The organism is Brevibacillus sp. AF8 (genome assembly GCF_021270385.1).
GTDB lineage: Bacteria > Bacillota > Bacilli > Brevibacillales > Brevibacillaceae > Brevibacillus.
Window position 1 is genome coordinate 1 of the sequence record NZ_JAGQDN010000004.1, and the last position, 19029, is coordinate 19029.

A 19029-nucleotide genomic window follows, 5' to 3' on the forward strand; every position below is an offset into this window, starting at 1 on the left:
TTTTTCAGCACTTCGTGCTGGAACAATACCAAAAAGAAATCCCCCAAAAAGGGGGTTTCTCTTCAGTCTGAAACAACCGAATGTGAGCTCGGTTGTTTTTTCTTTTGACTCATACTTCCTTTTCCTACGTTCTGATTTCTACCACGTTTCTCGGTGCCGTTCTCGTCCGTTGAATCTCTCTGATTTGAGAAGTAGTCAGATTGCGTCCCACAAAAATAAACGACGAGGTACGATTGTTGAAGTCGAAATTACCAAGGTTGGCAATATCGCGATTCCCCCGGAAAACACGAAAATCCCCCTGATAAGCGGTTCCTGAAAACAGAACGAGTGTCACTCGGCCATTATTTCCTGCTCGCAATCGAAAACTCGACAGTACGTCATTGAATTCAAGCGCTTGACACTGTCTGACTGCTACCCCACGTCTGCGAAAACGAATACGACGAGCTTCAAAGTTTCTGCCTGCCCATAGGCTTACTCGTAATTCTGCCATGCCACTCACCTCCTTCTATCTTTGCTATAAGATATGAGGAGAAGATTGATAGCGTGTGGACAGGTGTAGGATGCTATTCGTTTGATTTTGCGCTCTGACCACAACAAAAAAAGCCGACCTTGCCCTTAATCGGGCAGATCGACTCTTCTTTTCAAAAATTAAGCGTTCAGTTTGCCTTTTGCAACTGTTGCCAGTTCGTTGAACGCAGCTTTGTCGTTAACAGCCAAGTCAGCCAGCATTTTGCGGTTAACTTCGATGCCAGCAACTTTCAGGCCGTGCATCAAACGGCTGTAGGACAGACCGTTCATGCGAGCTTGCGCGTTGATACGAGTGATCCACAGTTTGCGGAAATCACGTTTCTTTTGACGACGGTCGCGGTATGCATACAGCAGGGATTTCATTACCTGCGCATTAGCGGATTTAAACAGGCGATGTTTGGAACCGAAGTATCCTTTCGCCAGCTTCAGGATTTTCTTATGACGACGGCGTGTAACAATGCCACCTTTTACTCTTGGCATACTAAACTCCTCCTGGTCTTTCCAGCATGGCGGCCTACTGCTAGGCGCTTAGGGAGCTCATGCTGCGTAATGGTGTGTAATAAAGAAAAACTTACAGGTAAGTGAGCATTTGCTCCATACGTTTTTGATCGCCTTTGGAAACGAGTGCAGCTTTGCGCAGGTGGCGCTTTTGCTTAGTCGATTTGTTAGCGAACAAGTGGCTACCAAACGCACGGTCGCGTTTCAATTGGCCGCTTCCAGTCTTTTTGAAACGTTTCGCAGCGGCCTTGTTGGTTTTCATTTTAGGCATCTGAAAAATCCTCCTGTCTAAACTACTATCTTACTGCTTTTCCGCTTTCGGAGCCAGAATCATGATCATGCTGCGGCCTTCGATCTTCGGCTTGCGCTCAGGCGTAGCGAGATCTTCACACTGGGCAGCTACACGTTCCATAACGCCTAGTCCAATTTCGGAGTGGGTGATTTCACGTCCACGGAAACGGATCGTACACTTCACCTTGTGTTGATCCTCCAAGAACTTGCGGACGTTGCGAAGCTTTGTTTGAAAATCGTGTTCCTCGATGTTAGAAGAAAAACGCACTTCTTTCAGCTCGATGATCTTCTGGTTTTTACGCGCTTCTTTTTCCTTTTTCGCCTGCTCGTATTTGAACTTTCCATAGTCCATGATACGGCATACAGGCGGCTTGGCTGTAGGAGCAACGTTTACCAGATCCAATTCAGCTTCCTGGGCAATGCGCAATGCTTCCCTAAAAGGTACGACTCCCAATTGGCTCCCGTCAGCACCGATTAAACGGACTTCACGGGCACGGATCGCTTCGTTAATTAACATTTGATCCTTGCTAATACTTGCCACCCCCGTCAATTTCGAGAAGGAACAAAAATGTGCGAACGCATTCTGCGCCCGCACATATCTCACCTAAGCAATTTCATCAGATCCGAGGATCTTTGCGTAAGAGTTACCTGTCAACAGTCGTATACGACGTCGACCCAGGTGAGAAGCTGGGCGCCTCTGCTTGTTCTCGAAGTATGAAGTGTTTATACACGCAATTTATATTACAGGGTAGCTTGGGTTTTGTCAAGGCTAATACCTAATTATCCCCCGATATGGGACATTTCGACCTTTTCACGCTTGGCGAGACCAGGCGTTTCACTTAGTCGTTCCTCCGAGTAGCGCACGTCACGCCGTTCCCAGATCGCACGTATCAGCTCGCGAATCTCTTCATCCGTGCGTCCATCGCGGACTGGTTCGCGCAAATCATCTCCGGATGAAGCGAAGAGACAATTGTACAATTTCCCTTCTGCCGACAGGCGAGCCCGCGTACAAGTGGAGCAAAAAGCTTGGGTCACCGATGAAATCAACCCGATTTCCTGGTCCGATCCCTCATAGCGATAGCGGGAAGCCACCTCTCCGTAGTAGTTCGCTTCTGTCGCTACCAACGGCATCTCTTCATGGATCATACGCACAATTTCACGGGAAGGTACGACTTGATCCAGCCGCCAGCCGTTACTGTTTCCCACATCCATGAATTCAATAAATCGAAGGGTATGCCCTTGCTCACGGAAGTACCGTGCCATCGGCAAAATATCTTGATCATTGACTCCGCGCTGTACCACCATGTTGATCTTGACCGAAAGCCCGGCATCTGCTGCAACACGAATCCCATCCAGCACGGCATCGACCTGATAGCCTCTTCCATTCAACATCCCAAAGCGCTCATTATCCAAGCTGTCCAGGCTGACCGTGACCCGATCCAGACCTGCTTCTTTTAGCGCTTGCGCATGACGGGACAAGAGAGAACCATTGGTCGTCATCGCAATATCTTGAACGCCTTCTACCTCACGGATCATTCGAATCAATTCAGGCAAATTTCTGCGCATTAATGGCTCTCCGCCGGTAATGCGGATTTTCCCGACTCCAAGCGAAGTAAAGATCTGGGTCAAACGGGTAATTTCCTCAAAGGTCAGCAACTTGCTTTGCGGCAAAAATTCAAAATTCGGTCCAAAAATTTCGGCAGGCATGCAATAACGGCAACGAAAATTACATTTATCGGTGACAGATATTCGTAAATCTCGGAGAGGACGGTTCCGTAAATCAAGCACTTTATCTGGCATTGCTGTTCACTCTCCTTTAATCTATAAGACGACTTTTTTCCTTCATCTTCATCATATCGCATTTCGACTTAGTACCAGTCTATTATCTTAAATCGAAATCGCCAAATTTTCAAACGCAAACCGCACATTCTCTCATAAATGGGTCCACTTTGCAAAAAAAGAGTACGAATTCCTCCCGACATTCGTACTCTTCCCGTTATGCATTCTTATATCTTAAATTTGGTAATCATTCTTTCCAATTCGCGAGCCATCTGATTCAAGGATTCAAAGGAAACGGCAAACTCTTCCATAGTGGCCAACTGACCTTTGGAAGAAGCCGCCAAATTTTCAGCATTGTGGGCTGAAATCCGTGCAATTTGGGCAGTCTCGTCCACAGATGCTGCTACTTGTTCCGATCCGGCGGACATCTGTTCAGATACAGCAGAAACCTCCTGAATTTGATCGGTTATCTGTTGAATTTCTTGTAAGATCCGTTGGAAGGCTTCTCCTGACTCCAGTACGGTTGACAATCCAATTTGCACATCTTGATTGACGGAATCCATCGAGTTGACTGCCATGTTCGTATCTGCTTGGATCTCCTGAATGAGGTTGGCGATTTGACGAGCAGATTCATCAGACTGTTCAGCAAGTTTTCTCACTTCATCTGCTACGACAGCAAAACCTCGTCCATGCTCTCCCGCACGAGCAGCCTCGATGGCTGCGTTGAGAGCAAGCAGATTCGTTTGGGAAGCAATTCCCGTAATCACATCAATGATTTGCACAATTTCTTTGGAACGCTCCCCCAATTGCTTGACGACGGATACGGAATGTTCCACAGAGCCACGGATGGAGTCCATTTGCTGGATAGCCTTTTGGATGGACTGGTTTCCTAGCTGCGCTTCATCCGCCGTACTTGTAGATGATTCCGAGATGATGGAGGTGGTTTCCGCCACACGTTGGATGCCGATCGACATTTCTTCCATCGCTCTTGCGGATTCTTCCGTACCTCTGAGCTGATTTTGCGCCCCGCTCGCTACTTCCTGTATCGTAGTAGAGATCTTGTTCGTCGTATCTACATTGTCCGCCAAGCGAACCGATATGTTGTCTGACGAATTAGAGAGGGTGTTAACCGCTTTTTGGACTTCTCGAATGAGTCCTTGGATGGATACTTGCATCACCTGAATGCTCTGACCAAGCATGCCGATTTCGTCTTTTCTTTCCAAAAGGTTTTTGGGCAATTCCCCGGTAAAGTCACCACGACCGATCTGCGCAATCTGGTTACCGATAACAAGCAATGGCTTGGTGAATTTGTGCGAGAAAAGAACGGAAGCGACAACCGCTAGTAAAGCAAACAAAATGCTTAACGCCCCGATGATCAAACCGATTTGATGGGCTTCAGCAGAGAGCTCAGCTCTTTCAATAAACGAAATATATTTCCAACCGGTTTTTTCGGAAGTAAAGACGTTCGCCAAATACTCGGTATCGTTCATCGTGACTGCAAAGCTGCTGGAGGTATTCTCAGCGATAGCAGCCAATTCAGGAATTTGCGTCTCTTTCAGGTTTTTCGAATTGAGCTCAGGGTTCTTCGGATTAGCCAAAATCGTTCCGTCTTTGCCAATCAGCATGAGGTAACCCGTTTTCCCAATCTTAATTTCTTTCAAAATATCGGTAAGCCCTTTTAAATTTACATCCAGTCCAACAACGCCCAGTGGCTCACCCTTGTCATCCTTTAATGTCGTCACGTTACTGATCACGATGCTGTTATCCCCCAAATAGAGATACGGATCTGTCGTAATCACTTTTCCGGGATTCTCCATTGGTTTTTTGTACCAATCCCTTGTACGCGGATCGTAATTCGGAATGACATCATCTGTCGGCCATTGTATATATCCTCCGTATTTGGTCGCTAAATAAATAAATGCAGTATTCGGATGAGAATCGACAAATCGAAGGAAATCTTGAAAAATAGCCGCCTCTACCCCGCCATTTTGCAATGGGGTATGTTTGGTTTTGGTCGGTTTATCCATATACGTCGTAATGGTGTTATCTGCACTCTTTAGCAAGGGACTGCCTGCTATCAGGTTTACGTTTTCACGAATCGAGTCGAAATACAAGTTAATCGCGTTGTCTACCTGAGCCACTTCTTTTGTCGAGGATTCAATAAAATAAGTTTGGATTCGCTCCTCCATACTGACATATACAAATGAGCTAATCACTCCAATCGGGATTAAAATAATGGCAAGAAATGCTGCTATCAGTCTTTGCTTGATGCTTACCCGCATACGTATCCCCCGCAGTTCTTCTTGATGTCCATATAAACTTTTTACCCTACATCCTTTTCCCGTTCTTTTTTCCAAGTAAACGTATAATAAAAAAGCCGCCCGAAAATTCAGGGCGGCTCTACTTCTATGTGCTATTACTTCATTTCATTGATTTCAGCGCGGATTTTTTCAACAAATGCATCCACTGTCATCGCGCCTTCATCGCCCACTCCGCGTTTGCGGACGGACAGTGTACCGTCAGCCACCTCTTTTTCACCGATGACCAGCATGTACGGGATTTTTTCAACTTGTGCTTCACGGATTTTGTAGCCGATTTTCTCATTGCGGCCATCCAGCTCTACACGAATGCCAGCTTGTTGCAGTTTTTCTCTTACTTGTTCTGCATATGGCATGTGCACTTCACTGATGTTCATGATGCGTGCTTGGATTGGTGTCAGCCAAATCGGGAATGCACCTGCGTAGTGCTCGATCAGGATACCAATGAAACGCTCCATGGAGCCGTACATCGCACGGTGCAAGACAACCGGACGGTGCTTCTCGTTGTCTTGACCAACATAAGTCAGGTCAAATTTCTCAGGCATTTGGAAGTCCAGTTGGATCGTTCCACATTGGTGACGGCGTTTCAGCGCGTCGGTAATTTGGAAGTCGATCTTCGGTCCATAGAACGCACCGTCTCCGTCTTTGATTTCATAGGCCATACCGAGCTCTTCCAACACTGTTTTCAGAGAGCTTTCCGCTGCTTCCCACAGCTCATCAGAGCCCATGGAATCTTCCGGACGAGTGGATAGAGCCACACTGTATTCGAAGCCAAATACCTTGTAGATGCTGTCAATCAAAGTGATCATGCCTTTGATTTCGCTCGCGATCTGATCTGGACGGACAAATACGTGCGCGTCATCCTGGCAGAAGGTGCGCACCCGCAGCATTCCATTCAGGGCTCCAGAGTACTCATGGCGGTGAACTTGCCCGAACTCGGAGTAACGGATCGGCAGGTCGCGGTAAGAGTGCATCTCGTTTTTATAGATCAGCATGTGACCTGGGCAGTTCATTGGCTTCAAGGCGTAAGTCGCGTTGTCTACTTCAGAGAAGTACATGTTCTCTTTGTAGTGATCCCAGTGACCGGATTCTTTCCAGAGACGCTCGTTCATGAGGAAAGGAGAGCGCACTTCTGTGTATTGTGCCAATTGTTGCAGACGGCGGGAGAATTGCTCCAGCTCGTTGCGAACAGTGAAGCCTTTTGGCAGATAGAACGGCATACCCGGTGCTTCCTCGGAGAACATGAACAAGCCCAGTTCTTTCCCCAATTTGCGGTGATCGCGCTTTTTCGCTTCTTCGATGAAGTGCAGATATTCATCCATGTCTGCTTTTTTCGGCCAAGCTGTACCGTATACGCGTTGCAGAACTTGGTTTTCTGCTTTTCCGCGCCAGTATGCACCTGCCACGCTCATCAGCTTGAATGCTTTGATGTAGCCAGTAGACGGCAAGTGCGGTCCACGACAGAGGTCGAAAAATTCGCCTTGCTCATACAGCGTAATAGTCGCATCCTCTGGCAGGTCGCGAATCAGTTCCAGCTTCAGGTGATCGTTCAGTTCTTGGAAAATCGCAGTTGCTTCTTCGCGGCTTACGACTTTGCGGCGAATCGGCAGGTCTTCCTTCACGATTTTTTCCATTTCCGCCTCGATTTTGCCCAAATCCTCTGGGGAAAGGGAAACCGGAATATCCATGTCGTAGTAGAAGCCATCTTCGATCACAGGACCGATTCCAAACTTCACTTCAGCGCCGTAAATGCGTTTTACCGCTTGAGCAAGCAAGTGAGCTGTACTGTGGCGGTATACTTCCAATCCGTCAGCAGAATCGAGGGTAACGATTTCAATCGCTGCGTCATCTGTGAGTTCTGTGTACAGATCGACAACCTTGCCATCTTTTTTACCAGCTACTGCCTTTTTCTTCAGGCTAGAGCTAATGGAGCCTGCGATGTCCTCGATCGTAATCCCAGCGTCGTATTGACGAACGGCTCCATCTGGGAAAGTAACATGAATTTGTGCCACTGTGGATTCTTCCTTCCTGTATCTTGTTTGGTTGAGAAAATAAAAAAACACTCATCCCCAAAAAGGGACGAGTGTGTTCTCGCGGTACCACCCTACTTCAAGTCTGTTCACAAAAACAGACTCCTCATTCCATGTAACGGTATTTAACCGGCATACCGATAGTAAAAGCCTACGCTTCGTTCCCGGCAGCTACTCGAAGGTGGTAGATCAATAACAGTACGCAGCGAGCTTCCAGCCTGTGACCCGCCTCTCTAAAGCGTCCTTACTATTGTCCGTGTCCTTCTCATCGTATTTATAAGCAATGTAAAGTTGTTGTTGCTATTATAGTTTAGAGGGATTATTCCCGTCAAGTACACGTCTCTCGGATAGGCAAAGCGAACAAGAGTGGCAAGTAATAAGCCGACCGTCAAAAATACTGCGGATCGTCTGTACAAGCCCAGGCTTTTCCGAAGCCAAATGGAGCACGATACTCTCAGGAGCCAGTGTAACCAAAGCACTGACCAAATAATCTTCGTCCCTGCATTTTTGTTCGTCCATGTTCAGAACGGTATCCAACTGTTCAAGCCAAAGACGATCCCCTTTTTTATCATAAAGATGGAAAGGTTTGTCCACACTAGGAACGACATGAACGATTTCCTGCTTGGTTTCCTGTACAGCAATGAAATAGCGCAACAGCTCGACAAACTCTTGATATTGCTTGTCTTCCAGATATTCATCAATACCAGTTTCCACGAGTTCGAATAACTCGTTCCAGTGCTCCTGCAATCGAAATCGGATGAAACCCAAAACGTTTATCGTTCGCTCCGACTCCAGATAGGTGAAAACTTTGCGATATACGTTTGCCTTGCGTGTTGTCGCCGTTAACAGTTCCCTGCCATCTAGCTCGATTTCTTGGCACATGCGTTGAATATAAGGGAAAATCTCCGCCCACTCGGTTTCCATCTGTTCGGCTGCGAGTAAGTCAGTGGCCATTTCTTCCATAATTTTCGGTTCCTTCACCTGAATGACCCATTCGGCTAATGTAAGAGCAACGAAGGCTCTCGCCCATTCGATGGTCTGCGCGTCATACTCACTCTCACACCAGCTTTGAAAGTAGAACAAGAGGTATCCATTCTCTTCTTGCTCCCTGTATGTAATGCGCACCGGTGCAGTGTTGACCCGCTCCGTCATCTCATTTACGATAGTCCGATACGTGTCACAATGCTCAGGGACATTCTCCAGCAATACGCGAAACGTCTGCATAACCATCCCCCCAACCGCCATTGTAGTTACAGTATATGTCCCGTCAGGAGCGATATACTTTTAAACGGTTGGAAACTCAGGGAAGGTTGCAGGTAAAAAGTTCCTGATTAAAAACCAAAAAACGCTTCCCTGCCAAATTCCCTTTGTAAGGAGGGGCAGAGAAGCGTTTTTTCGTTTATTAGTTTTGCATGACAAAATCACGTTCTGCCATTTCACCGTCTTTGAAAACACGGAGAATGTCATACTGTGTGTTGCGCTGTGCAGGAATTTTGCCTGCGCCGCGAATGAGTTCCAAAATTTGGTTCGTGTTGACCTTGTACGTACATGCCGCTGCGGAAACAACGTTTTCTTCCATCATCGTTTGGCCGAAATCGTTCGCTCCGTAAGAGAGAGAAAGCTGACCGTAATGCGGGCCCATCGTCACCCAGGAAGATTGGAAGTTTTCGATATTATCCAGCATGAGACGGCTGATTGCCAATGTTTTCAAGTATTCCTCTGGCGTGTTGTTGACAGCCTTCATGTTGGTGTTGTCCGGTTGGAAGGTCCAGACGATAAAGGCTTTGAAGCCGCCTGTTTCATCTTGTGCTTCGCGGATGCGCAACAGAGAAAGTACGCGCTCTTCCATCTCTTCTCCAAAACCAATAACCATGGTAGCAGTACCAGGCAAGCCTGCACGGTGTGCTGCTTTTTGGGTATCAATCCAGTCAGTCCAAGAGCCTTTCAATCGGGAAATCTTCCGACGTGTACGATCATCGAGGATTTCGCCACCCGCTCCCGGCAAGGAATCGAGACCTGCTGCCTTTAGCTCTTTCAGCACTTCCTCGACAGACATGTTGGAAACTTCCGCGATTTTCATCACTTCTGCTACAGACAAAGAGTGCATCGTAACTTGCGGGAAGCGCTCTTTGATCGCACGCAAGAGGTCGGTGTAATAATCCAGCTTCAGATCGGGATTGGTGCCGCCTTGCATCAAGATTTCCGTACCGCCTACATCAACGGTCTCCTGAATTTTTTGGAAAATAGTCTCTCTGGGAAGAACATATCCTTCAGAAGAGCCAGGGGGACGGTAAAAGGCACAAAAACGGCAATAGGTATCACATACATTCGTGTAATTGACGTTGCGACTGATGACAAAGGTCGCAATCGGTTCTGGATGATGCTTCTGCATGACCAGATTGGCGTAATGTCCGATCTTTTCGATTTCATTGCTCGCAAACAAAGCCAGACCGTCTTCGAGACCCAGTCGTTCACCTGCGAGTGCTCGTTCCAATATAGAATCGATCATAAGGATCACTCCTTGTACCATACGTAAATTCCATCCCACATCATAACACAATACCAGGACATCGGCTATAGCTCGAGGTGCTGGCAGATACACTGCGATACGCGAAAAAACCCTGCAAGAGACAGGGTCTGGAATCGCAATGATTCTTATTCTTCTTCATATCCGATCTGTTCGTACACTTCTGGCTCCCAGTAAATCACTGATTGCGCGAGTGGCAAATTCGTTTCGCGCGCTCCGTTTGGTTTACCATTAAAATAGATGATTTCAGTTATAGATATCCGATCCCCACGTACATCAATTTCCCCTGATAATTGCAGAGTAGTACCGTTTGGCGCATAGAAAACGACTTTTCCCGAACCCAATGTTTTCATTGGTTCCTCCCATGATGTTTGTCCTGTTTCCCTACATTTTAGTGGATAATCTTTCCTAGCGTCAATGAAAAAGCAAGGACTTCATTACCAATATTCGACCTAGGATCAGCTCACTAGATCACTCATTTTTTATTTTGAAACCGTCTGCGCAACTTCATGATGATTCCGCTTAAAATATCTCTTCGATTGTTTGTTGTGGGTCACAACCAAAAGAAGGGTTATATACAAGATGGCGATCAAAAAAGTTCCATTGCTTATATCAAGTAAAATCGCCAAACTTATGCAGACAATCGACGATTTTAGTAACCTCATCTGTATGAAGATGAACAATAAAGTAGTGATGATCAGTGGAAACATTAATCTTCCTTGCATTCTTCCCAACGCGTAGCTTTGATCTAACATATCTTCCGGCATCGTCACCACGCTGAAAACCATTTTACTGGCCCAGTGGCTCAAGTTCATCGGATCTGCCTGTGAAACCACAAAATAGAGGCCCCCCAATACGATGACTTGCAACAGTATAAACCCTTGAATGACTTTGATAGATAATGGCATCTTCATTTAAAAATTTCCCTTTCGTAATGACATTCCGTACCCACTTATAATCGGGATTTTTTGGAAATTGAAAGATGGGTCATTCGTCCTAAATCCTTATTTTCCCTCCCGACGTTTAACTTCCGTTGTGGTCTTTCTTTGGACAAAGTGGCATAAGATGGCTACAATAGAAAAAACCTCACAAGGAGATGCTCATGCTCGAACATATCACACAGCTATTCATGCAATATGGGATGTGGGGACTCGCTGCCATGGCATTTTTGGACTCTTTTATCAGTCCGATTCCTCCGTTTTTTATGCAAATTGCGATGAGTCTGCTCAATCCAGGCTCAGCGATTCAGTTTGCGACAGTAGCCTTTACTGCTTCCGTCCTCGGCGCTCCCATCGGGTTTTTGTTGGGGAGATGGCTGGGAAAACCACTTTTGCACAAGATTCTCCCTGAAAAATGGGTTATCGTAGCGACGGAAAAATTCGCAAAAAACGGGGATGCTGCCGTACTGATCGGAGCTTTTACCCCCATTCCTTTCAAGGTTTTCACTGTGCTCTCTGGCGTATTCAATTACTCGCTGACCAAGCTCATGTTTTATGCGATCGTCGGGCGAGGATTGAAGTTTTATCTGATTGGCACCTTGTTTTATTTATACGGGAAACACGCAAAGGTCCTGATCGATGAATACTTTGAGATCACTCTGCTGGCGGTTGCAACACTGGTAGCTGCGATCTGGTTTATTTGGAGCATACGCCGCAAGCGGTATGCGTAAAAATCAAAAGCGCCCTAGCCACCTCAACAAGTGGTCTAAAGGCGCTTTTTGATTATCGGGTCGGAACAATCACGGATTGTTGGGCCCACTCTTCTACGCTGACAAACTGATACTCCACCAGTTGGGTAAAGAACTGTACGTCCAGCAAAGAATCGGATTGAACCCCCCGCTTTTCTGATGATTGGAAATGCTTTTTGGCATACAGTCTTGCCAAAATGTATTTGCGCGCATTTCCCATACGTGTTACCTGATCCTCTGCTTCACTGACGATGCATGATAAGGTGTACAAGTCTACCATATGGTCTGCGAGCGTTTTTAATTTGTACGTTACATAATCATGGGTCTGTTGCATGAGATAGGCGATATTTTCCTCGAGAATGACCAGTTCTGTCCGAATCAGCTCGGCGTACGGCTGTGAAAAGGCATGCTTCCACCCAGCTATGCGCTCCCGAAGCAATTGACTAAACACTTCGTGGCTGTTTTCTTTTTGCATCACACGCAAAATATCGAGTGCGAGTATATTCGAGGTCCCTTCCCATACGGTCAAAACTTGGGCATCCCGCAACAGACGCGGCGTCACGTATTCCTCGATATATCCGTTACCGCCATGAATTTCAATCGCGGTATGGGTCGATTCGACGGCCTCTTCCCCTGTACGGTATTTCAGCAAAGGAATCAGTAGACGAGCAAGCGCGTTATCCTCTTTGCTCGCGGAATGAGACTGCAAGCGATCATAGACAGCAATCATATCAAACACCGCACCTGTGCTGACCTCCGTATCCAATAAGAGGCTCACCAGCATTTCTTTTACCATCGGATACTGATCGATTGGCTTCCCGAATGCACGACGTTGTTCGGCGTAATACCTCGCTTCGTAAAAGGCCCGACGCATGATCCCAATCGAAGCAATCGCGTTGCAAATGCGCGAGAGGTTCAGTGCTTCTGCCATGTACTTGAAGCCGTTCTGTGGCTCCCCGATCAAATAACCCTCTGCCCCGTTCAACAGAATCTCTGCAGATGGTACGGCGTTGACTCCCAGCTTCTCTTTCAAGCGGCGAACCTGGATGTGATTGCGTTCGTTGTCAGGCTTCACCCATGGCACCAAAAACAGTCCGAGCCCTTTTGTCCCCGGTTTCTCTTCATCGATTCTCGCCAAAACAGTCGCAACAAATGCTCCAGCATTGCTCGCAAAAAACTTTTCTCCTGTCAATCGGTACACACCCGGCCGACCTGCTACTGGCTCTGCTATAGTCAAATTCGCACCGACATCCGAGCCTCCCTGTCTCTCGGTCAGCCACGTAGCTCCTTCATACAAGCGAGTGCGATCACGAGAGGTCAGTCCTGTCAGGTACTGCTCCTTTTGTGCTTCGCTGCCATAGCGATCAAGTAAATAAGCAGCTGACATCGACAAAGTAACAGGGCAATAGAACCCCGGCTCTGACTGGCTCACAAGATAGCCCATGAAAAAAGAATAGCTGTACGGCGCTTTTCTCCCCAACTCGGGAATGTCTTGATACAAATAGCTGACGATGCCTGCTCCGTAAACCTCTGCTACTGTTTCCTTGTAGCCTTCATTGGTAATAATCTCGGAAATATCCTCGCCCAGCCGATTGTACTTGCGCAATCTTGGCTTGCCTTCTCTGTCCGTATGGGCGGCACGCTCGTCGATGGGTCCTGCCACTTGCGCACCTAGCCAGCTCAACTGCTGTCTGGCCCATTCATGCATGGAAGCAGGGAGATAACGTTCCAGCAAGTAATCGAGGTTGGGATCTGCTTTGAAAAAGTTTTCCCCCTGTGACGTACGCGGGTGCGGGATGTTGTCGCTGTAAGTTCGCTGATCGATGCTCGTTTGCAAATCACTCATCTCAGCTCCACTTCCTTTTGGGAACTGACATCACGCAATACATGCTTCAGGACTTTTCCGCTCGTATTCCGCGGCAGTGCAGGAACGATATTTACTTGTCGAGGGAGCTTGTAATCGGCGAGATGACCGCGCAAAAAGCTTTGGATTTCCTCTAGCCAATCTCGATTGGTATCGACTCCTGATTTCAGGACCACATACACTGTAACCGTCTCGCCCCACTCCAGATGCGGCAAACCCACAACAGCTACCTCGCCAATCGACGGATGACGCTCCAACAACTGCTCGATTTCTTTGGGATAGACGTTTACCCCACCCGTGATCATCACGTCTTTTTTGCGATCAATCATCCACAAAAATCCATCCTCATCCACGCGTGCAATATCACCAGTGTACACCCAGCCATCGCGTATGGTTTCTGCTGTAGCCTCTGGATTGTTGTAGTAACTTTTCATTGTCCCTTCTCCGCGCAAGCGAATTTCGCCCACTTCGCCACTGGCGCATCGCTCTCCTCGCTCGTCTACGACCTCCATTTCGACGAACAATACACCACGATTGCCTATACTGCCGATTTTGTCCGGATGCTCTCTGTGCAAAAGACACATTCCGGTCGGCCCCGCCTCTGTCAAGCCGTAGACGCACGCCAGTTTATCGCGTCCATATGCTTTTTCCATGAGCGAAGCCTTCTCTTTGGACAGTGGAGCACCGCCGTACATCCAATATTCGATGGAAGACAGATCGTACGCCGCAAACTCGGGATGCTTCATCGTCAGCAAATACGCTACTGGCGCACCGAAGAAATGCGTAATCCGATGCTGCTGCACCAAATCCAAAAGAAGCTGCGGCGAGAATGTCAGGGCCATTACCTGGGTGGCGCCAAGCATGAGCCCTGCAATGAAAAAGAGATGGAGGGGAGCCGAATGACTCAGCGGCATCAAATGTAAAATTCGGGAACGATGTGTCATCGTCAGTTCAATCGACATCATTTTCGCGACAGTCAACAAGCTTCTATGTGTATAAAGCACCCCTTTAGGTCGTCCAGTCGTGCCAGATGTATAGAGGATGCTGACTTCGCTATCTTCATTCATGTTCACCAAATAAGGCTGCGAAGAAAGCGCATTCATTTTATCTAAAGACAGATCATTGCCATCCCAGTCAGCAATGCCATGCCAATTCCCTTGGCTCCTGCCTGTTTTGATTGCTACAAGTTGGGGCGTTTGGAGGACCCACTCATTGACGATAGGCACGAGGGCATCGTGAACAAGAAGTGCCTTTGCTCCGGCATGATCACATATATGTCGTACTTCTTCTTGGGTTGAGCGTGCATTGATCGGCACGACGAGGGCACCACTGCGAATGACGGCGACGTAAAAAATGGCAAACTCCGGACAATTGGGCATCAGCATGACGACCCGATCCCCTTGCTCGATGCCAAGCTCTCGCAAATAGCAAGCCCACTGCGTAGAGCGTGTATCCCACTGAGAATAGCTGACCTCCACATCCCCTGCAACCAGAGCGGGCTTGTCAGAGTATTTCCTTCCGTTTGCTGCGAGCAGAGCTGATACGTTCATCGTTTCTCCTCCTCATTTTCTTCAAGCAATTTTTGTTCAAAGTTTTGCTTGTAGACGAGAATGTCTTCTCTCAGTTGTCGGAGTTCCATGATTTTCTCGTCGATCTCAGCCAGCTTTTGGTTGCCGTACTCAATCGTTCGCAAAAGCTGCGCCCGACCTGTACGGTCCTCGTCGAACAGCTCAATCATCTCGCGAATCTGATCCAACGAAAATCCGAAGCGCTTCCCTCGCAGAATGAGTCGCAGCCTGGCACGATCCTTGCGGTTGTAGTACCTGCTTCCCTTCTCTGTCCGACTGGGGAAAATCAAGCCGAGCTCTTCGTAGTACCGAATCGTTCTGGTGCTGACATTTAATTGTTGAGCAAGATCAGAGATGGTCCACGATTCTTCCTTCTGTATTCCTTCTCTGCTCATGTCCAGCGCCCCTTACTTACATTTGTAAAATTCAAAATTTACCGAACAACATGATTGTAACTGCCGTTTACGTAAACGTCAACTTGATGAAAAATTTATCGGGCCAATCACCAATCTATTATTCGCCCATATATTGTTATTGTGATTTTTGGGGAAGGAGGTGAAGCAATGGCCGTCATCAAAGCGAACTCCAAAGATGTCGATATGCTTGCCAGACTGATTCGAGCTGAGGCTGAGGGTGAAGGTGAGTTGGGCATGTTGATGGTTGGCAACGTTGGGGTAAATCGGATTTTAGGTAACTGCCTTGACTTCAAAAACATTCGCAGCATGCGTGACATGGTCTATCAATCTCCGGGAGGATTCGAAGCGGTCCAAAAGCCGTATTTCTATCAACGGACCAGAGATAAAGAAAGACGATTGGCACAGCGCGCAGTCAATGGCGAAAAGACCCGTCCGGCTAGCAACGCATTATGGTTTTACCGGCCTGCCGGAAACTGTCCAGCTACCTGGTGGGATCAACAAAACTCCGGTCGCTATAAGGCACACTGCTTCTTCGTTCCAACACCAGCAGATTGTCCACGCGTCTATTAAAAGGATTAGATAGATAAAGGAGAGAGTTCATCATGAGTCAACAAATGCCTTACACCGGTTTCCCTCAACAACAATACGGCTACGACATGTACCCATCCGCACAGTATCCATACGGAATACCTCAGCAACAGCAGCAGATGATTCAGCAGCAGCAACCTCAACTGGTTCCGATGCAACCAAGCGGGTCCTTGATTCCCGGAATGCCCATTACCCCTGGGCAAGTACTGGAAGAATCGTACATCGAAAACATCCTTCGCCTGAACCGAGGCAAAGTCATTACGGTGTACCAAACATTTGAAAACAACAGCCAATGGAACGCTAAAATTTTCCGTGGTGTCCTCGAAACAGCTGGCCGGGACCACATCATTATCAGCGATCCGCAAACTGGCAAACGCTATTTGCTCCTCATGGTCAACACCGATTACATCACGGCGGATGAAGAGTTGAATTACATCCCGCCTCAGCTTCCAACAGGAGTTCGGTAAGCGACCAATTACAAAAAGACAGTTTTCGTCGGCTATCCCCGAGGAGAACTGTCTTTTTGACGTTTATACCATTCCATGCTATTAATGAGTGAGAAACACGACCGCTTTGTAAAGGATGAGGTAGAGTGGCATTTGGGATAACACGAGACGAACTGAACCGTTGGAAGCAAGCCGTTAGTCGAGGCGAATTGGCATTTCTCACGCATTATTGGCTAGACCCACGGTTTCCTGACATCAAAACCGTTACAAAAGTAGGCTGTGCCAATTATTCGTTACTGACAGACTGGTGCCTTGCCAACGGACTCGATCCCGTCTACATTCATAACCGTGCACCCTTCCCGCATTTTGATTTACTTGGCGAAAAGCAAATCCAGATCTTGCAAAAGGAAGGTCTGTGGGATCACTTGGAGCGCTTCCGCATGCTGGGTGATGGACGAGACTAGGACGGATCCTTTTGCACGTGATAGCCTCGATCACCATATGGCGCCAGCTTTTTCATCCACTTATCTTCGAGTTTTTCCAGGGCATCCTTCAGATCAAAATACGGATGGTCTTTCTTTTCAACCTTCTCTAGCACTTCGATTTCGAAAGCGTCCGAACCGTATTTATCCCAGTCTTTTTGCAGTTCACGATTCGGATGCGAGCCATGCTGAAGCATGAACTTTCTACCGTTGATCGTTTTTAGGTTATTCGTTCTGGCGATGAAGACTTTGTCATTTTGCTTGTTTTTTATTTGATAAACGCCTGCATCGGTTTCTACTTCCTTGTACATCTGCTTGAGCTCTTGCTTGCGATTCATCTGCTGCGCCCCCCGCTCCTCTCCTTCATTTTCCACAGCGATCCGCCAATATTGACTGCCGTCCGCCTGTCTATCCATCAAACCCACATCGACTAAATATCTCCGCAAGGTCACATAATCGTCATAGAGACCTTCCAAAATCTCATTCACTTCCCGCTCGGTGTAGAAACGATCAAGCTCAAATTTTTTAGAAATCTCTTCGAGTAGGATGAGTTTATGCTTTTGCTTGCGCGGGAAGCGCTCTAATCGACCTGATAATCCATTTGGCAGAAATTTCTTTACGATCGCGACATACTCAGCGGCATCGCCATCTTTCGAGGTGTTCTTTTGCTTGCTTGATTTGGCATCATTGGACGATTGATTTTTATCCGCTTCATGCAATAATTCCATCATGACCAGAAATACCTTGGCCTGACGTTCTTTTTCCTTGAGTGCAAAGCGGTGATTACGGATCGTCGATGCACTTCCGATCCCCATTTCAGATTGAACCTCGGCGTCTGTCTTTCCTTGGTAAAAAAGGCGAAGCAAATTAACTTGATGATCAGACAAGCCCGTCAATCGTTTATCCAACTGGCTCAGGTGGGTAAAGACAGAACCGTGCGCAACCTCGATATGATGGCGCATAAAGCGGGACGCTTCGTACAGGACACCCTCCACCGGATAAATGATTCCTTTCTCCACCTGTTCCCCACAGAGCAAACACATGAAATGTTCATCTTGTTCGATGTAACCTTGCTTCCATTCTTGAAGAGAAGCGCTCCAAAATGCTTCATGAAGACTCATCTATAAACACAACCTTTATTCGTTTGACTTATTATAGATAACTTATCACCGCGTTTATATTATGTCAAACAAAAAAGCTCTCCGTCGTGTATTCGCACAACAGAAAGCCTTATTGTCTATGCTTCACTGGCTCGCATCGAAAGACTTGCTTGGGCCAACTCTTTTAAAAATGCCTGGCGATCACCTTTAAAGAAACGTCCTTCTGTTGCTGTACGTTTCTGCCGATAGCGGATCGCCAGTCGGTTTACCAAGCGATTAATCTCCAGATGTTGTTCCTCTTCCATCGTAAACCGCACAGCGTATTCGTAATAGTCCGTTTCCCACGGAATCGTGCGAACTACGTGGCCGTACATTTTCAGAGCCTGTCCGCACAATTCCGTCGCAAACTGCAGAACGAGCTGGTCATTTGCTGGCATTTTGAGATGAGAGAGAAAACGAAGTCCACCTGCCCCAATATCCTCGATCAAAACCTGCGTGCTCCCAATCTCCATGGTCTTCCCTTTGACCAGCACAATAGTCATGTCTGCACAGAGGGCGTATTCTAGTCGTAAGCGAAAAAATTCACGTTGATGCCCCTCTGATCTACCCGGCATTGTTTTCTCCTTCTTTCTCTTTTCATAGTGGGGTAACACGCAAAAGAAAGAGCGCCTGTCACTTTGGCGCCTTTCTTTTTATTTTTTGGGCTTTCGGTATTTGATCTCCTGCTCTTTCACCTGAAAGCGATTCCATAATTCCCTCTCATCATGTGTGATGGAATCATGCTTTTCCAGCCGGAAGAGGAGCCTAACGACCACCCAAACAATCAAAAGAAACGCAAAAAAGATAACGAGTGTTAAAAAGATCATAAAACCTGCCTCCTCCCATTTACTAACAACATATGGGAGGA

21 protein-coding genes and 1 other annotated feature are annotated in these 19029 nt (G+C 47.2%); of the genes, 4 read left to right on the forward strand and 17 right to left on the reverse strand.

Translation table 11 applies throughout. The features are described from left to right. Positions 1–124: 124 nt before the first annotated feature. From KB186_RS08010 to KB186_RS08060, 11 genes are all read right to left on the reverse strand, one after another. Positions 125–490, reverse strand: coding sequence for a hypothetical protein (locus tag KB186_RS08010; RefSeq protein WP_173608660.1), 366 nt, complete (start codon positions 488–490; stop codon positions 125–127). Between the two features lie 158 nt (positions 491–648). Beyond that, a complete protein-coding gene (gene rplT / locus KB186_RS08015; RefSeq protein WP_047070959.1) occupies positions 649–1008 on the reverse strand; it encodes a 50S ribosomal protein L20 in 360 nt (119 codons plus the stop codon). A gap of 91 nt (positions 1009–1099) precedes the next feature. After that, positions 1100–1297, reverse strand: coding sequence for a 50S ribosomal protein L35 (gene rpmI / locus KB186_RS08020; RefSeq protein ID WP_047070958.1), 198 nt, complete (start codon positions 1295–1297; stop codon positions 1100–1102). 30 nt (positions 1298–1327) lie between these two features. Then, a complete protein-coding gene (infC, locus tag KB186_RS08025) occupies positions 1328–1834 on the reverse strand; it encodes a translation initiation factor IF-3 (protein ID WP_035984450.1) in 507 nt (168 codons plus the stop codon). A gap of 263 nt (positions 1835–2097) precedes the next feature. Further along, the gene (moaA, locus tag KB186_RS08030) at positions 2098–3117 is read right to left on the reverse strand and encodes a GTP 3',8-cyclase MoaA (protein WP_173608661.1); all 1020 of its coding nucleotides are present in this window, start codon (positions 3115–3117) and stop codon (positions 2098–2100) included. Between the two features lie 206 nt (positions 3118–3323). Beyond that, positions 3324–5378: a methyl-accepting chemotaxis protein gene (locus KB186_RS08035; RefSeq protein WP_232773365.1), complete on the reverse strand. Its 2055-nt coding sequence runs from the start codon at positions 5376–5378 to the stop codon at positions 3324–3326. Between the two features lie 134 nt (positions 5379–5512). Further along, on the reverse strand, positions 5513–7426 hold the full coding sequence (gene thrS / locus KB186_RS08040) for a threonine--tRNA ligase (RefSeq protein ID WP_047070955.1): 1914 nt from the start codon (positions 7424–7426) through the stop codon (positions 5513–5515). A 60-nt stretch (positions 7427–7486) separates the two neighbouring features. Continuing rightward, positions 7487–7722: a binding site (T-box leader), on the reverse strand. A gap of 25 nt (positions 7723–7747) precedes the next feature. Next, positions 7748–8668, reverse strand: a complete 921-nt coding sequence (gene ytxC / locus KB186_RS08045) for a putative sporulation protein YtxC (protein WP_173608663.1) — start codon at positions 8666–8668, stop codon at positions 7748–7750. A gap of 178 nt (positions 8669–8846) precedes the next feature. Continuing rightward, the gene (mqnC, locus tag KB186_RS08050) at positions 8847–9953 is read right to left on the reverse strand and encodes a cyclic dehypoxanthinyl futalosine synthase (protein WP_232773366.1); all 1107 of its coding nucleotides are present in this window, start codon (positions 9951–9953) and stop codon (positions 8847–8849) included. Between the two features lie 146 nt (positions 9954–10099). Further along, positions 10100–10324, reverse strand: coding sequence for a hypothetical protein (locus KB186_RS08055; RefSeq protein ID WP_173608665.1), 225 nt, complete (start codon positions 10322–10324; stop codon positions 10100–10102). Positions 10325–10453: 129 nt separating this feature from the next. Further along, positions 10454–10885: a hypothetical protein gene (locus KB186_RS08060; protein ID WP_173608666.1), complete on the reverse strand. Its 432-nt coding sequence runs from the start codon at positions 10883–10885 to the stop codon at positions 10454–10456. Positions 10886–11073: 188 nt separating this feature from the next. On the opposite strand from KB186_RS08060, the gene KB186_RS08065 reads away from it, so the two are divergent. Continuing rightward, on the forward strand, positions 11074–11640 hold the full coding sequence (locus tag KB186_RS08065) for a YqaA family protein (protein ID WP_221867722.1): 567 nt from the start codon (positions 11074–11076) through the stop codon (positions 11638–11640). 52 nt (positions 11641–11692) lie between these two features. Here the strand turns inward: KB186_RS08065 and KB186_RS08070 are convergent, their stop codons facing one another. Genes KB186_RS08070 through KB186_RS08080 form a run of 3 tightly spaced genes read right to left on the reverse strand, consistent with a single transcriptional unit; the run spans position 11693 to position 15485 of the window. Continuing rightward, positions 11693–13504: an acyl-CoA dehydrogenase family protein gene (locus KB186_RS08070; protein ID WP_232773367.1), complete on the reverse strand. Its 1812-nt coding sequence runs from the start codon at positions 13502–13504 to the stop codon at positions 11693–11695. Continuing rightward, positions 13501–15072, reverse strand: coding sequence for a class I adenylate-forming enzyme family protein (locus KB186_RS08075; protein WP_232773368.1), 1572 nt, complete (start codon positions 15070–15072; stop codon positions 13501–13503). Before KB186_RS08075 ends, KB186_RS08070 begins: the two co-directional genes overlap by 4 nt. Continuing rightward, positions 15069–15485: a MerR family transcriptional regulator gene (locus KB186_RS08080; protein WP_232773369.1), complete on the reverse strand. Its 417-nt coding sequence runs from the start codon at positions 15483–15485 to the stop codon at positions 15069–15071. Before KB186_RS08080 ends, KB186_RS08075 begins: the two co-directional genes overlap by 4 nt. Positions 15486–15653: 168 nt before the next feature. Between KB186_RS08080 and KB186_RS08085 the strand changes: the two genes are divergently transcribed. The 3 genes from KB186_RS08085 to KB186_RS08095 all read left to right on the forward strand — a co-directional run bounded on the left by KB186_RS08085 (position 15654) and on the right by KB186_RS08095 (position 17004). Further along, positions 15654–16076 carry a cell wall hydrolase gene (locus KB186_RS08085; protein ID WP_012685322.1) on the forward strand — a complete coding sequence of 141 codons (423 nt, stop codon included), beginning with the start codon at positions 15654–15656 and terminating at the stop codon, positions 16074–16076. Between the two features lie 32 nt (positions 16077–16108). Beyond that, a complete protein-coding gene (gene gerQ / locus KB186_RS08090; RefSeq protein ID WP_232773370.1) occupies positions 16109–16561 on the forward strand; it encodes a spore coat protein GerQ in 453 nt (150 codons plus the stop codon). Positions 16562–16686: 125 nt separating this feature from the next. Next, the gene (locus KB186_RS08095; RefSeq protein WP_232773371.1) at positions 16687–17004 is read left to right on the forward strand and encodes a hypothetical protein; all 318 of its coding nucleotides are present in this window, start codon (positions 16687–16689) and stop codon (positions 17002–17004) included. Here KB186_RS08095 and KB186_RS08100 read toward each other — a convergent pair. From KB186_RS08100 to KB186_RS08110, 3 genes are all read right to left on the reverse strand, one after another. After that, entirely contained in the window at positions 17001–18143 is a 1143-nt protein-coding gene (locus KB186_RS08100) for a DUF2087 domain-containing protein (RefSeq protein ID WP_173608673.1), read from the reverse strand. The two genes, KB186_RS08095 and KB186_RS08100, sit on opposite strands and share 4 nt — an antisense overlap. A 116-nt stretch (positions 18144–18259) precedes the next feature. After that, the gene (locus KB186_RS08105) at positions 18260–18736 is read right to left on the reverse strand and encodes a PilZ domain-containing protein (RefSeq protein ID WP_173608674.1); all 477 of its coding nucleotides are present in this window, start codon (positions 18734–18736) and stop codon (positions 18260–18262) included. Positions 18737–18814: 78 nt separating this feature from the next. Beyond that, positions 18815–18988: a hypothetical protein gene (locus KB186_RS08110; protein WP_007728597.1), complete on the reverse strand. Its 174-nt coding sequence runs from the start codon at positions 18986–18988 to the stop codon at positions 18815–18817. Positions 18989–19029: the final 41 nt, after the last annotated feature.